A 15,125-nucleotide genomic window follows, 5' to 3' on the forward strand; every position below is an offset into this window, starting at 1 on the left:
TTGTAGTTTTAGTATTTTCTTTATAAAAAATTATTTTATGTGGTAAATATTTATTGAATTTTATATTTACCATGATGTTAGTTTGTGTTACCATGGAGTTATTTAATTGAGAGGATAGTTTTTTAAGTGATTATAAAGTTTACTTTTAAGAAAAATAAAAGAAGACTAATAGCTTATGGTTCATTTTTATTATTAAATTTTATATTGATGGTTTATTCCCTATTAAATTGGGATAAAGGTTTATTATTTATATCAGTTTCAGGTTTGATTTTATATTTGATAGTTTTGATAAGAAATTTAGGTAAAAAATAATTTGGAGGGTTGTATTATGAATAAAAATCCTATTGGGGTTATGGTAATAGAAAATTTTGGGGAAATTAAATTTGAGTTATATCCAGAAATTGCACCAGTTACTGTTACGAATTTTATAGACTTAGTAAATAAAGGATATTATAATGGACTAACTTTTCATAGAATTATAAAAGATTTTGTAATTCAGGGAGGATGTCCTTTAGGATCAGGAGTTGGAGGACCAGGATACTCTATAAAGGGTGAATTTAAGATAAATGGAGTTAAAAATGATATAAAGCACGAACTTGGAGTTTTATCTATGGCAAGAGCAAATGATCCAAATTCTGGAGGGAGTCAGTTTTTTATAATGGTTGGTAATTCGCCACATTTAGATGGGAGTTATGCAGCATTTGGAAAGGTTACTGATGGTATTGAAATTATTTTAAATATTGCAAATGAAGAGGTATTTGGGGATAATCCTAAAAACAAACCAATTATAAATAAAATAGAAATTGATACTTTTGGAGTAGATTATGTATTATCTGAGGATCAAAAAATTAAGTAGTATAGAGGTGTGGGTTTATGATAGAGATTATTCTTAAGGATGGATCTAAAAAGGAAATAGATTCTCCTATAAGTGTAATTGACTTTGCAAGGTCTATTAGCAATGGTTTGGCAAAAATTGCCACATGTGCTGAAATTGATGGTAAAATTGTAGACTTGAGATATGTAATTGAAAGAGATTGTAGTGTTAATATATTAACATTTAATGATGAAAATGGTAAGCAAGCATTTTGGCATACTACGAGTCATGTGTTAGCCCAAGCTGTAAAGAGATTATTTCCTGATGCAAAAATCGCGATAGGACCTAGTATTGATAATGGATTTTACTATGATTTTGACATAGATACTCCTTTTTCACAGGATGATCTTAATAAGATCGAAGAAGAGATGAAAAAAATATCCAAAGATAACCTATCAATTGATAGATTCGTTTTAAATAGAGATGAAGCAATTAGTAAAATGAGTAAATATAATGAGATTTATAAGATTGAACTTATAAATGATATAAGTGATGAATGTGAGATTTCTTTTTATAAACAAGGAGAATTTGAGGATTTATGTTCAGGACCACATTTATTATCCACAGGTCCTATTAAGGCAATTAAATTACTGAGTGCTACTGGAGCTTATTGGAGAGGAAATGAAAAAAATAAAATGCTTACTCGTATTTATGGAATATCATTTCCTAAGGCCAGTATGTTAACAGAGTATTTAGATAAACTTGAGGATGCTAAAAAGAGGGATCATAATAAAATAGGAAGAGAGCTTGAATTTTTTACTACAAATGAATTTATAGGTCAAGGATTACCGCTTCTTATGCCTAAAGGAGCAAAACTTATGCAAATTCTTCAGAGGTTTGTTGAAGATGAAGAAGAGAGGAGGGGGTATGTTCTTACTAGGACTCCTACTTTTGCTAAAAGTGATTTATATAAAATATCTGGACATTGGGATCACTATAGAGATGGTATGTTTGTTTTAGGAGATGAGGAGAAGGATACAGAAGTATTTGCTTTGAGGCCTATGACTTGTCCATTTCAGTTTATGATATATAAAGCATCTCCCAAAAGTTATAGAGACCTTCCTATAAGATATGGTGAAACGGCAGTTCTTAGTAGGAACGAGGCATCTGGAGAAATGCATGGTCTTATACGTGTAAGACAATTTACTTTGTCAGATGGACATATAGTTTGCACAAATGATCAGCTTGAGGATGAATTTAGATCAGCTGTAGATTTAGTAAAATACATAATGGAATGCCTCGGAATCAATGAAGATGTTACTTATAGATTCTCAAAGTGGGATAAGGAAAACAAAGATAAGTATATAGGTGAAGCGGAAGTCTGGGAAGAAACTCAGAATAATATGAAGCAAATATTAGATAATCTTAATCTGAATTATAAAGAACAAGATGGAGAGGCCGCATTCTATGGACCAAAGCTTGATATACAATTTAAGAATGTTCATGGTAAGGAAGATACAATAATAACAATCCAGATAGATTTCAGTTTAGCTGAGAGATTTGGTATGTTTTATATAGATTCAGATGGTAAGAAAAAACATCCTATGATAATTCATAGAAGTTCTATAGGATGTTACGAGAGAACAATTGCCATGCTCATTGAAAAATATGCTGGTGCTCTTCCAACTTGGTTGAGTCCGATTCAAGTTAGGGTATTACCTATTTCTGAGAAATTTAATGATTATGCGAAAAAAGTTACAGATAAGCTTAAAAATTTAGGGATTAGGGTAGAATGCGATTATAGATATGAAAAAATAGGATATAAAATAAGGGAAGCAAGGATTGAGAAGATTCCGTATTTATTGATAGTTGGAGAAAAGGAGCAAGAATCAGGAAGTGTGTCTGTTAGGGATAGATTCAATGGTGATAGAGGAATTGTTAGATTAGGGGAATTTATAGATAGTATAAATGAAGAAATACTTAGCAAAAAATAGAGTAGTATATTTTGGATTTATAACTTTTATGAATTAATCTTTAAAATAGTATAAAACTTGAGTAAAATATTGAAAATATGGAATAATTTAAGAAAAACGACTAATTTTGGTATTTAATTTAATTTGTAATTTTTGGTTTATTTAATTATATTAGTAACATGCTTTTAGCACTCTTGATAAATGAGTGCTAATTAAGGATGTTTATTTTAATAGGAGGTTGTATTTAATGAATATAAGACCACTTGCAGATAGAGTTGTTCTTAAAAGACTGGAAGCAGAAGAAAAAACAAAATCAGGAATAGTTTTAGCGGGTAGTGCTAAAGAAAAACCGCAAGAAGCAGAAGTTATAGCTGTTGGACCTGGTGGGGTTACAATAGATGGTAAGGAAATAAAAATGGAAGTTAAAGTTGGAGATAAAGTTTTAATCTCTAAGTATTCAGGTACTGAGGTTAAGGTAGATAAAGAGGAATATATAATAGTTAAACAAGAAGATATATTGGCTGTTGTTGAATAAATTTTTGGAGGTAATTTATAATGGCAAAAACGATTTTATTTAGTGCTGAAGCTAGAAGATCTATGCAAAATGGTGTAGATATATTGGCTGATACTGTGAAAGTTACACTTGGACCAAAAGGTAGAAATGTTGTTTTAGATAAAAAATTTGGTTCGCCACTAATTACAAATGATGGTGTTACAATAGCAAGAGAAATTGAACTTGAAGATCCGTTTGAAAATATGGGTGCTCAACTTGTTAAAGAAGTTGCGACTAAAACTAATGATGTTGCTGGAGATGGAACGACTACTGCGACTGTTTTAGCACAAGCTATAATAAGAGAGGGTCTTAAAAACGTTACGTCAGGTGCTAATCCAATACTTATAAGAAATGGTATAAAACTAGCTGTAGATGCAGCAGTTGAGGAGATTAAAAAACTTTCTAAAAATGTAAATGGTAAGCAAGATATATCTAGGGTTGCATCTATATCTGCAGGTGATTCAACTGTTGGAGAGCTTATAGCTGATGCTATGGAAAAAGTAGGTAATGAAGGCGTTATAACAGTTGAAGAGTCTAAAAATATGGAAACTAGTCTTGAAGTTGTTGAAGGTATGCAGTTTGAAAGAGGTTATGTAAGTCCATATATGGTTACTGATGCGGAAAAAATGGAGGCATCTTTGGAGGATCCATATATTTTAATAACAGATAAGAAAATTTCTAATATTCAAGAGATACTTCCTATTCTTGAGCAGATTGTGCAACAAGGTAAAAAACTATTGATAATAGCTGAAGATATAGAAGGTGAAGCTTTGGCTACTTTGGTTGTTAATAGATTAAGAGGAACATTTACATGTGTTGGTGTTAAAGCTCCAGGATTTGGTGATAGAAGAAAAGAGATGCTTAAAGATATTGCTATATTAACTGGTGCACAAGTTATATCTGAAGAATTAGGGTATGATATAAAAGAAACAACAGTTGATATGTTAGGAAGAGCAGAGAGTGTTAAGATAACTAAAGAGAATACTACAATTGTTGATGGTAAGGGAAGTAAGGAAGAGATAGCTAATAGAGTTTCTCAAATTAAAAGACAAATTGAGGATACAACTTCAGAATTTGATAAAGAGAAGCTTCAAGAGAGACTTGCCAAACTTTCAGGTGGAGTTGCTGTAGTTAAAGTTGGAGCGGCTACTGAAACTGAACTTAAAGAGAAAAAATTAAGGATAGAGGATGCTCTAGCAGCTACTAAAGCAGCTGTAGAAGAAGGAATTGTTTCAGGTGGTGGAACAGCATATGTTCATGTACTTAGAAAAATATGTGGCTTATCTTCTGAAGTGCATGATGAGCAAGTAGGAATAAATATAATTTTAAGATCTTTAGAGGAGCCAATTAGGCAGATTGCATTTAATGCTGGAGTTGAAGGGTCTGTAATAATTGATAAAGTTAAGCAAAGTGAAGAAGGAATTGGATATGATGCCTTAAATGGTAAGTATATAAATATGGTTGAGAATGGAATAGTTGACCCAGCTAAAGTTACAAGAACAGCTCTTCAAAATGCAGCATCAGTTGCAGCTACATTTTTGACAACAGAAGCTGCCGTTGTAGAGATACCTGAGAAAGATAAACAAGTGCCACAAGCTCCAGGAATGGGAATGGATGGTATGTATTAAAGGTTTGGATTATCCAAACCTTTTTTTGTTTTTACTTGTAATAAAAATTTTAATATAGCACAAATTAATAGTATTAATTTATAGGATTTGTTTAGAGGAGAGAGGTTTTTGTTTAAAAGAATTTTGAGAAAAAATGGACCCAATAAGGTTAAATATGATAAAGATTTAATTGATAAAAGAGATAAAGATGAGGATAATGAATTCGAGTATGTAAACAGTAATAGTAGTCGAAGTAATGAGGAAAAAAATAATTTTGAGAATATTAGTAAGGCATTGTTAAATATTGATACAAAGAATGTGGAGTTTAATGAAAAGGCAGATAAAATTTTAAAATATGCCAATTCTCAAAATAATATGTTTGATACGTTAGAAAAGAGAGCAATAGATGGAATAGATGATTATAGTAATTTAAATCAGATAATATCAGATATTTTTAAAATTATAAAGGATGAAGAAATATTAGTATCAGAAGGTGAGGATAAGATTGTATTTTTGATATCTAATGTTGATAAATTAATTCAGAATTTTTCAAATATTAACAAAGTTTTTGGGAGTTTGAATAACAAAATAACGGATATAAATAAATTTACGGAAGTTATAAATAAGATCTCAAGTCAAACTAATCTTTTAGCATTGAATGCGTCTATTGAGGCTGCTAGAGCTGGTGAAGCTGGTAAGGGATTTGCAGTTGTTGCTGATGAAGTTAGAAAATTAGCAGAAGAGACTAAGAAAGCATCGGAACACATAAATAAAACTATAGATGAAATAACTAATGAGACAGAAGAGATTTCATATGAAATGATACAAAATATATCTGATGTGAGTGTAATAAAAGAGTCTTCAGAAGAAACTTTTGGTATGTTAGATTCACTAAAGCAAATGAGTTATAAAAGATATACCCAAATTGAGATGGTTAGGGATAAATTACAGGAATTAAGAACTGGTATGCAATCTATATCTAGTAAATTTTCAAAAATAAAGGATGTGTTTGGACTTAAGGAAGAAATAATAAAAGATATCTTAGAACTTTGTGTTTATTATGTTGATAAGTTGGAGCTATTGAAAGAGATGGTAGATAAAAATGACTAAAAATGTCTACATAAATTTGAATAATAAATAGATTTTGTTGAAAATATTTAAATATATTATGGATATTTAAATAGGGGGTAAACAAAATGAAATTTAAAAATAGAAAAAAGGATGGGTTTAGTATTATAGAGGTTATGGTATCATTTGTTATTATAATTATAATAGTACTTTTAATAGGACCTAATTTATTTTCTACATATGAGAGATCTAAGGAAATGTCTAAGGTAAGTGATGCAAGTGCTATAGTTAATGCAATTGATATGCATAATTTAAATAGGTTTATAGAAGGTGAGATTGAAGCGGTTTCGGATACTCTGACAATGTCTGAATTTCGTAAAATTAATGAACAATATAAATATTTGAATAATTGGCCTAAATGGATAACTGATTCGATGACACTAAAAGATATTAAAGATATAGCAAATAGTTCTGGGAATAAAAACATTATATCTAAAGCAATAGATAATAGAGTGTAAATATGATCTCATATGTATTTATATGTATTTTATTAAGCATTTTAATGAGTATCATATTAAATCTTATAATTATGAAGATTATAGGAAGTTTAGATTATAAGATTTTTGGATTGAAAGATAAGAATAGTTCTATATTTATAATATGCAAAAATATTTTAAAAGATGGGATATTGTTACTTAGGATTTGTTTTTGTAGTTTATTATTTATAGTATTTAATACTGTAATTTTAACTAAGATTTTAGATAATTTTAGTTTTATAATGATTTATACATATTTAAAATATTATTATTTATTTTTAGTAATTTATATATTTGCATTTATAGATTACATAACTTATTATGTTTATACGGTTTTATCTTATCCAATAATTATATTTTCTTTATTTATTTTCATATTATCTTTTTTGGATATAAAAAATATTAGAATTAATTTAGAAACTATTATTTTAATTGGATTTTTATATTTATTGATAAATAAATTTAAATTTTTGGGTGAAGGTGATTTTGACATATTTTTAATAATAGCCTTAACGCTAGGGGTGTTACCTACAGTGTTTATTTTCTATTTATCAATAATTATGTCTGGTATAATAAGTATAGTGATCTTAATTAAGAATTGTTTTAAGTTACAAAATAATAGATTAGCGTTTATTCCATTTATTTTTATAGCGACTACGGTTTTTATAGCTATAAAAGTATAAATATTAATTTGCTTTAATTAATATTTAAATATTACATTGAAACTTAATTATATAAGTAGTATAATTGTATAAATATACTTTGTTTGTATAGATTAAAAAGTAGTTTCATATTTGTTAATATTTAGGGTCACTTGAGAGGATATTTGTAACGTAAAGAACCAAATAATTACATAAAGGTTTATATAAAAAATTATTTTATATTTTTTATAATTTAAGATTAGTTATCTGGATGCCCTGATTAACGTATTACTTTGAGTCAATTATTGTAGTAAGTTAATGTTGTGGCATTTTTTTATTAATATTTAGGTGGTGTACTTAATGAAGCAATATATAATAAGGAGATTACTCTTATTTATACCAATAATATTTGGAATATCGTTTATTTTATTTTTTTTATATGTATCATCGCCAGGTGATCCATTGTCGGGTATAATATCAACACAGCCTGGTATAACACCAGAAAGAATACAAGAGCTAAGGACTCTCTATGGACTTGATGGAAGTATTATTCAGAGATATTTCAACTGGTTAAAAAATGCTATAAGATTTGATTTTGGGGTATCACTTAATTATAGGGAGCCTGTTAGTTCAATATTAGGTGTATATATTTGGAATTCATTTTATTTGAATGTTTTATCATTTTTGTTTTCAGTGTTTGTATCAATTCCATTGGGGATATATATATCAACAAAACATGGTAAAGCACTAGATAAATTTGTTCTTACTTTTTCATTACTATTTACATCTTTACCAACATTTGTTTTAGGTATTATAGCTATAAAATATGTGGCTCCTGTATTTGGATTGCCGATTATAGGTATGACGAGTATAGGGAGTAATTATACAGGGATTGCATATGTAAAAGATGTTTTGCTTCATACTGCTCTACCTTTTATAATTTTAAGTTTGTTTAGTTTAGCAGGCACCTTAAGAGTTGTTAAAACATCCATGCTTGAGGTAATAAGGCAAGATTATATAAGGACAGCAAGGGCGAAGGGAGTAAGTGAGAAAGTTGTTATATATAAACATGCTTTTAGAAATGCATTAATTCCATTAATACCTATTATCGTTGGAGGTATTGTTACTCTATTTAGTGGATCAATAATAATTGAACAAGTTTTTGGTTGGCCTGGTATAGGTAATATAACTTATCAAGCTATTTTAAATAGGGATTATCCTTTGTTAATGGGATCTGCCATGTTCTATGCAATATTGACTATTTTTTCAAATTTATTGACTGATATTGTTTACGCATTTGTTGATCCAAGAATAAGGCTTAAATAGGAGGTTAAGATTTATGAAAGAAGGCAAAGATTTAGTTATTAAAAATAATAGTAAATTTAATGAAGAGAATTATAAAATTGAATCTCCAACTAAGATTATGTTTAAAAGATTATTGAGAGACAAATTAGCTATATTTGGATTTGCCATGCTTACAATAATTTTGATACTAATCTTAATTGTCCCATTTTTTAGCCAGGATTCATCTGTAATAAATGTATTAACAAAAAATCAACCTCCATCTTCTCAGCATATTTTAGGAACGGATGCACTGGGTAGGGATATGTTTGCTAGAGTTCTCGAAGGTGGGAGATTTTCATTTTTTGTGGGATTTGCAGCAACAATTATATCTGTACTTTTAGGAACGGTTTTTGGACTTGTATCAGGTTATTATGGTGGAGTAATTGATATGGTTATAATGAGAATTGTTGATATTTTGATGAGTATACCAACACTTCCACTACTTATCATATTGGCTGCATTTTTATCTGATTTAGAGGTAAATCCTAAATATAGAATTTACGTAACTTTAGGATTATTGGCTTTTATATTTTGGACTACTTATTGTAGGAATATAAGAGGTATAGTTCTTTTGTTAAGAGAGCAGGAGTACATGCAAGCTACTGAAGCCTTGGGATTTTCGACTTTCAGGAAATTGTTTGGACATTTGTTACCTAATATATTGCCTTATATAATACTTTATATAGCAAGTGGATTAGGAACAATGATGATTTTTGAAGCAAGTCTGAGCTATTTAGGTTTAGGTGTTCAAGCACCATATGCATCTCTTGGGAATTTATTACAAACCACGCGTAATTTCTTCGATTTAACTAAGAGAGTATGGCTATGGATTCCACCTACTGTTTTATTATTTGCATCGGTTTTGTCTATAAACTTGGTCGGTGAGGGTTTAAGAAATGCTATAGACCCAAGACTTAAGAAATAGGGGTGATTTTGATGAGTAAAAAAATAGTAGAATTTAAAAACTTATGTGTTTCTTTTAAAGTAGAAGAGGGAATAGTTAATGCTGTAAATGATGTTAGTTTTGAAATTAGACAAGGTGAAGTACTCGGAATTGTAGGAGAATCTGGATGCGGTAAATCAGTTACATCTATGTCTTTAATGAGATTATTAGCAGTTCCTCCAGCTAAGTATGAGTCAGGGAGTATTTATTTAAATGGAATAGATATTTTAACATTATCAGAAGAAGAAATGAGAAAAAGGAGAGGTTCTGAGGTAGCCATGATTTTTCAGGAACCGATGACATCTTTAAATCCAGTTATGAAGATTGGATATCAAATTTCTGAAGTAATAACTATACACCATAAAGTATCTAAAAAAGAAGCAAAAAAACGATCTATTGATATGATAAAGTTAGTTGGTATACCGAGAGCTGAGTCGATTTATGATTCGTATCCACATGAATTATCAGGAGGTATGCGTCAAAGAATAATGATTGCTATTGCCTTAGTTTGTAATCCTCAGGTTTTAATTGCCGATGAGCCAACTACGGCATTAGATGTTACTATACAGGCACAAATATTAGATTTAATAAAAAACATGAGAGAAAAGCTTGGAACTTCTATTATGATGATAACTCACGATTTAGGAGTTATAGCAGAAATGGCTGATTATGTTATTGTTATGTATGCAGGTAAGGTTGTAGAAAAAGCAAAGGTAAGAGAAATATTTAATAATCCGAGGCATCCATATACAATTGGTCTTATGAAGTCAAAGCCTACGTTTGAAGGTAGTACAAGTAAGTTATATTCTATACCTGGGCAGGTACCTAATCCTATGGAGCTCCCAAATTATTGTTATTTTTATGATAGATGCGATAGAAGGCAAGATACGTGTAAAAAAGGTATACCGGAACTAGTGAAGGTTAATGATGCACATTATGCTTCCTGCTATATTTTGGGTAAGGAGGGAAATAATGAGTAGTAATAGAATTCTTGAAGTAACGAATCTAAAAAAATATTTTCCTATTAAAAATGGTATTTTACAAAGAGTTGTAGGTAATGTAAAAGCAGTTGATGATGTTTCTTTCATTATAAATAAGGGAGAAACGTATTCACTTGTTGGTGAATCAGGATGTGGAAAATCAACTTTAGGTAGAACTGTTATTAAATTATTAGATAAAACTGATGGAACAGTTCGATTTAAAGGTATTGATATTCATAGTATGTCTAGAAAGGAAATGAAGGAACTTAGACTTAAGATGCAGATAATATTTCAAGATCCATTTAGTTCCCTAAATCCAAGAAAACCTGTTAGTGAGTTGATAGGAGAGGCATTAATTGCTCATAAAGTTGTAAATAGCAAGAAAGAGTATTATAATAGAGTTGGAGAAGTTATGGAAATATGTGGTCTTGCGAAGTATCATATGAAAAGATATCCACATGAATTTTCAGGAGGTCAACGTCAAAGAATATGTATAGCTAGAGGATTAATTTTGAATCCAGAATTTATAGTTGCTGACGAACCTGTATCGGCATTAGATGTTTCTATACAGTCGCAGATAATAAATCTGCTACAACAGTTTCAGGAAGAGTATAACCTGAGTTATTTGTTTATATCACATGATTTAAGTGTTGTGAGACATATAAGTCATAGGGTAGGTGTTTTGTATTTAGGCTCTTTGGTTGAGGAGGGTAAAAAAGAGGATTTATATGAAAAACCATTACACCCATATACACAGGCTTTAATATCTTGTGTTCCTTTACCTGATCCGGATAGGAAAAATAATAGGATAATATTAAAGGGTGATATACCTAGTGCATCTAATCCTCCATCTGGATGTAAATTTCATACGAGATGTTTATATGTAAAAGATATATGTAAACATGAAATACCAATTTTAAGAGATTTAGGTAATGGTCATAAGGTTGCATGTCATTTGTATTAAATTAGTTTAAAATATTTTTAATAAATATAAAATTTATATTTATTAAATTTAATTAATTTTTATGATTTTTAGGAGGAATAAATGAAAAAGAGAAAATTAATTAGCATATTGGGATTGGTTTTGGGATTTATGTTTGTTGTATCTTCTTGCTCTTCATCAGATTCAAGTCAATTAGATAATCCTGATTTTACAATTCAACCATCTGATAATGTAGTTCTTACAAATGGTACTGGTAATTATGATAGAGAAACTTTGTATTTATCTGCTATGTTACCAGAAACTTTACCTGTAAATTCAGCAAATAGAAAAGATACACTTATAATTGGAATAATAAGTCCAAATGGTGTTTTTAATCCACTTCTTGAAGAATCGCAATATGATTCAGATGTAAATGATGCTATGTGGGCTCCATTACTTGAAATAAATTATGATGGAACAATAATAGAAGGACTTGCTTATATGCCGGAGATATCTGAGGATGGAAAAACTTATACATTTACTTTAAAAGATGATATCAAGTGGCAGGATGGTACACCTATAACATCACAAGATTTTGATTTTACATTTAAATATATAATGGATAAGACTTATACAGGAAGATTTGAAAGAGAAACTTTAAATGTATTAGGTTGGGAAGCGTATAGAGATGGTACATCTACTGAAATTGAAGGATTTAAAATAATTGATGATAAAACTTTTTCAATTACAATGGCTTCACCAAATGCTAAAACATTAGCCTATTTTTCAAAAGATCTTAAGCCTTTAGCAAAACATGTATATGGTGCTGATTATGTTCAAGGGAATGCTAAAGATTTAGATAAGTTTAATAGGAATCCATTTGGTAACGGAGCTTATAAGTTTGTAAGTTATAAGGATGGAGAAGAAGTTACTTTAGTTGCTAATGAAAATTACTATAAGGGTGTTCCAAAGATTAAAAATTTAGTGTTTAGAGTGGTAAATGAAACTAACCAAATGTTATTGTTAGAAAATGGTGATGTAGATATAATGGCTGGTACTGTATCTGTTACTGCAGAGAATTTATCACTTTTACAACAGCTTGGATTTATTAATGCAAATATAGTTGAATATTTGGGCTATGGATATGTTGCTATAAATCATAATGAACCAATTATGCAAGATTTAAATGTGAGGAAAGCGTTAGCTTATGGTTTAGATAGAAGTTCAGTTGTAGAAGCTGCATTTGGAGGACAGGCGAATGTAATAGATATTCCACAATCTACGGTTTCTTGGGCTTATCCTGAGGAAGGAGATTATACGCATTATGAATATAATCCGGAAAAAGCAAAACAACTTTTAGAGGAAGCAGGTTGGAAAGTTGGATCTGATGGAATAAGGGAAAAAGACGGAGTGAAATTATCGCTTAAATTTTTAGCATCTTCTCCAAATCCAGTTAATGATGTTTTGGTTCCTGTAATGATTGATAATTATAAAGCAATTGGTATAGAATTAAAGGCTGAGCAAATGGAATTTAGAACTTTAGTTGATAAGCAAAGTGAAGCTAAAGAAGGGAAATTTTCTTATCATTTAGCATTTTTGGCTTGGTCACTTGATATAGATCCAGATTCAACTTCTACATTTGCTTCAAATGGGGCAAATAATAAAGTTGGGTATTCAAATCCTACGGTTGATAAGTTGTTGAATGATGCTTTAAATGAAATGGATACAACAAAAAGAAAAGAATTGTATGCACAGTTATATAAAGAGATTTCAGAGGATTTACCTTATTTATTCTTGTATCAAAGAAAAGATATGAATGTTTATTCTTCTAAAGTTAAGGGTATGGAAGGAGGAACTCCTTACAGATCATTTAAAGATGAATTAGAGAAGATTTCATTCGAATAGTGTGTTGATTAAAATCTTGCTTATATATTAACTTTGGTTTAATATATAGGTAAGATTTTTTATTTATATATAGAAAGAGGATGATTAAATTAAATAAGTTTTTAGTTTTTACTTTAATATTCATTATGTTTACATTTTGTTCTTGTAAAAAGGAAGGGGATGTTACACAGAATAAAGAAGTTGTATTTGTTAATGGGGTAGATGAATTTGATAAAGAAACTTTATATTTAGTTCCATCGAATCCTGAAGCTTTACCTAAAAATTCTTTGAATAGGAAGGATACATTAATAATTGGAATGCCTTCACCTAGTGGTGTATTTAACCCATTATTTGCAATTTCAACAAATGATGTTGATGTTAATGATACTATGTGGGATCCTATTTTGGAAATTGGTGGTGATGGAAATGTTACGAATGGTATAGCTTATTTACCAGATATTATAGAGAGTGAAAATACTTATAATTTTATTATTAGAGATGATGCTGTGTGGCAAGATGGTGAGCCTATTACTTCTTATGATATGGAGTTTACGTTTAAGGTTTTAATGGACAAGACTTATACTGGGACTTTTGAGAGAGATAATTTTGATATGGTAGGTTGGGAAAATTATAGGGATGGTGTAACTGAAGATATAGAAGGATTTAAGATAATTGATGATAAAAGATTTTCAATTAAATTTAATTCTATAAATGCTAAAAAGAATTATTACTTTGAGAGGATTAAGCCACTTGCTCTTCATGTTTATGGTAAAGATTATATACAAGGAGAAGCATCTAAAATTGAATTGTTAAATAGAAAACCTTTTGGTAATGGTCCATATAAGTTCGTTGAATATATAGAGGGTGAAGAGGTACGGCTTGTAGCAAATGAAAATTATTATAATGGTGAACCTAAGATTAAAAATTTAATACTTAGAGTAATTAATGATTCCAATCAAATTTCTTTAATAGAAAATGGAGATGTTGATATAGTAAGAAAAACAATTTTACCTACACAAGAGAATTTTACTATTTTAAATGATATGGGGTTTGTTGGTGGAATTTTGACTGATGTTTTAGGTTATGGATATATTGCAATAAATCATAAAGAAGAGATTATGCAGGATAGGAATATTCGTCAAGCACTCGCATATGGCCTTGATAGGGAATCAATAGTTGATAGTAGTTTTGGAGATTATGGAAGTGTTTTAAACATACCTCAGAATAAAAATTCTTATTTTTATCCAGATGTAGAAAGCTTTACTAAGTATGATTATAATCCGGATAAGGCTCGTAAACTTTTAGAAGAGTCGGGTTGGTTCTTAGGTGATGATGGGATAAGGGAAAAAAATGGGAAAAAGTTGACCTTAAAATTTTTGGCAAGTTCTCCAAATGAGGTTAATGATATATTGATACCTATAATGCTTGATAATTATAAAAAAATCGGGATTAATGTTATAGTTGAATATATGGAATCTAAAACATTAATTCAGAGGCAAAAAGATGCTAAAGAGGGGAAATTTTCTTACCATTTATCATTTATGTTTACACCATTTGCAAGTCCTGATCCTGATTCATCATCAAGATTTTCTACGGATGGTCCTTCAAATAGATTTTCTTATTCAAATGAAAGGGTAGATAAACTCCTTAATGATGCATTGAATGAACTTGATAATTCAAAGAGAAAAGAAATATATGCAGAATTATATGAGGAACTTTCGTATGATCTACCATATATATTTCTGTTTGAGAGAAAGAATATTGATGTATATACATCAAAAGTTAAGGGGATTAAAAACTATAATTTAAATAGATGGTTTTCTAAAGATTTAGAAAAATTATATTTCGAATAAAAAGCTA

At 29.6% G+C, this 15,125-nt stretch carries 14 protein-coding genes; all 14 read left to right on the top strand.

The window, feature by feature from the left end; all coding sequences use genetic code 11:
• The first annotated feature begins 126 nt into the window (after positions 1 to 126).
• The 14 genes from SFBMNL_RS02310 (at position 127) to SFBMNL_RS02375 (ending at position 15,118) form a co-directional block, all read left to right on the top strand.
• Positions 127 to 312: a hypothetical protein gene (locus SFBMNL_RS02310; RefSeq protein ID WP_005806847.1), complete on the top strand. Its 186-nt coding sequence runs from the start codon at positions 127 to 129 to the stop codon at positions 310 to 312.
• 16 nt (positions 313 to 328) lie between these two features.
• Positions 329 to 856, top strand: coding sequence for a peptidylprolyl isomerase (locus SFBMNL_RS02315; protein WP_042294361.1), 528 nt, complete (start codon positions 329 to 331; stop codon positions 854 to 856).
• Positions 857 to 873: 17 nt separating this feature from the next.
• On the top strand, positions 874 to 2,808 hold the full coding sequence (gene thrS / locus SFBMNL_RS02320) for a threonine--tRNA ligase (RefSeq protein WP_005806843.1): 1,935 nt from the start codon (positions 874 to 876) through the stop codon (positions 2,806 to 2,808).
• 226 nt (positions 2,809 to 3,034) lie between these two features.
• Positions 3,035 to 3,322, top strand: a complete 288-nt coding sequence (gene groES, locus SFBMNL_RS02325; protein WP_005806841.1) for a co-chaperone GroES — start codon at positions 3,035 to 3,037, stop codon at positions 3,320 to 3,322.
• 20 nt (positions 3,323 to 3,342) lie between these two features.
• On the top strand, positions 3,343 to 4,968 hold the full coding sequence (groL, locus tag SFBMNL_RS02330; protein WP_005806839.1) for a chaperonin GroEL: 1,626 nt from the start codon (positions 3,343 to 3,345) through the stop codon (positions 4,966 to 4,968).
• Positions 4,969 to 5,076: 108 nt separating this feature from the next.
• Positions 5,077 to 6,057 (top strand): methyl-accepting chemotaxis protein, encoded by a 981-nt coding sequence (locus SFBMNL_RS08415; protein WP_007440459.1) that lies wholly within the window; start codon positions 5,077 to 5,079, stop codon positions 6,055 to 6,057.
• 86 nt (positions 6,058 to 6,143) lie between these two features.
• Positions 6,144 to 6,533: a prepilin-type N-terminal cleavage/methylation domain-containing protein gene (locus tag SFBMNL_RS02340; protein ID WP_005806835.1), complete on the top strand. Its 390-nt coding sequence runs from the start codon at positions 6,144 to 6,146 to the stop codon at positions 6,531 to 6,533.
• Positions 6,534 to 6,604: 71 nt separating this feature from the next.
• A complete protein-coding gene (locus SFBMNL_RS02345; RefSeq protein WP_242838776.1) occupies positions 6,605 to 7,234 on the top strand; it encodes a prepilin peptidase in 630 nt (209 codons plus the stop codon).
• A gap of 318 nt (positions 7,235 to 7,552) precedes the next feature.
• Positions 7,553 to 8,518: an ABC transporter permease gene (locus tag SFBMNL_RS02350; RefSeq protein ID WP_005806831.1), complete on the top strand. Its 966-nt coding sequence runs from the start codon at positions 7,553 to 7,555 to the stop codon at positions 8,516 to 8,518.
• 13 nt (positions 8,519 to 8,531) lie between these two features.
• A complete protein-coding gene (locus SFBMNL_RS02355) occupies positions 8,532 to 9,461 on the top strand; it encodes an ABC transporter permease (RefSeq protein WP_005806829.1) in 930 nt (309 codons plus the stop codon).
• Positions 9,462 to 9,472: 11 nt separating this feature from the next.
• Positions 9,473 to 10,459, top strand: coding sequence for an ABC transporter ATP-binding protein (locus SFBMNL_RS02360; protein ID WP_042294364.1), 987 nt, complete (start codon positions 9,473 to 9,475; stop codon positions 10,457 to 10,459).
• Positions 10,452 to 11,423 (top strand): ABC transporter ATP-binding protein, encoded by a 972-nt coding sequence (locus SFBMNL_RS02365; RefSeq protein WP_042294366.1) that lies wholly within the window; start codon positions 10,452 to 10,454, stop codon positions 11,421 to 11,423. Before SFBMNL_RS02360 ends, SFBMNL_RS02365 begins: the two co-directional genes overlap by 8 nt.
• An 81-nt stretch (positions 11,424 to 11,504) precedes the next feature.
• Positions 11,505 to 13,286: an ABC transporter substrate-binding protein gene (locus SFBMNL_RS02370; RefSeq protein ID WP_042294368.1), complete on the top strand. Its 1,782-nt coding sequence runs from the start codon at positions 11,505 to 11,507 to the stop codon at positions 13,284 to 13,286.
• Positions 13,287 to 13,366: 80 nt separating this feature from the next.
• Entirely contained in the window at positions 13,367 to 15,118 is a 1,752-nt protein-coding gene (locus tag SFBMNL_RS02375) for an ABC transporter substrate-binding protein (RefSeq protein WP_005806821.1), read from the top strand.
• Positions 15,119 to 15,125 lie beyond the last annotated feature (7 nt).

Source organism: Candidatus Arthromitus sp. SFB-mouse-NL, from assembly GCF_000709435.1.
In the GTDB taxonomy this organism is placed as follows: Bacteria; Bacillota; Clostridia; order Clostridiales; family Clostridiaceae; genus Dwaynesavagella.

Excerpts from the sequence above, each read along its gene's own strand:
- SFBMNL_RS02315 (WP_042294361.1), top strand. The coding sequence starts at position 329 with ATGAATAAAAATCCTATTGGGGTTATGGTAATAGAAAATTTTGGGGAA.
- thrS (WP_005806843.1), top strand. The coding sequence starts at position 874 with ATGATAGAGATTATTCTTAAGGATGGATCTAAAAAGGAAATAGATTCT.
- groES (WP_005806841.1), top strand. The coding sequence starts at position 3,035 with ATGAATATAAGACCACTTGCAGATAGAGTTGTTCTTAAAAGACTGGAA.
- groL (WP_005806839.1), top strand. The coding sequence starts at position 3,343 with ATGGCAAAAACGATTTTATTTAGTGCTGAAGCTAGAAGATCTATGCAA.
- SFBMNL_RS02340 (WP_005806835.1), top strand. The coding sequence starts at position 6,144 with ATGAAATTTAAAAATAGAAAAAAGGATGGGTTTAGTATTATAGAGGTT.
- SFBMNL_RS02345 (WP_242838776.1), top strand. The coding sequence starts at position 6,605 with ATGAAGATTATAGGAAGTTTAGATTATAAGATTTTTGGATTGAAAGAT.
- SFBMNL_RS02350 (WP_005806831.1), top strand. The coding sequence starts at position 7,553 with ATGAAGCAATATATAATAAGGAGATTACTCTTATTTATACCAATAATA.
- SFBMNL_RS02355 (WP_005806829.1), top strand. The coding sequence starts at position 8,532 with ATGAAAGAAGGCAAAGATTTAGTTATTAAAAATAATAGTAAATTTAAT.
- SFBMNL_RS02360 (WP_042294364.1), top strand. The coding sequence starts at position 9,473 with ATGAGTAAAAAAATAGTAGAATTTAAAAACTTATGTGTTTCTTTTAAA.
- SFBMNL_RS02365 (WP_042294366.1), top strand. The coding sequence starts at position 10,452 with ATGAGTAGTAATAGAATTCTTGAAGTAACGAATCTAAAAAAATATTTT.
- SFBMNL_RS02370 (WP_042294368.1), top strand. The coding sequence starts at position 11,505 with ATGAAAAAGAGAAAATTAATTAGCATATTGGGATTGGTTTTGGGATTT.
- SFBMNL_RS02375 (WP_005806821.1), top strand. The coding sequence starts at position 13,367 with ATGATTAAATTAAATAAGTTTTTAGTTTTTACTTTAATATTCATTATG.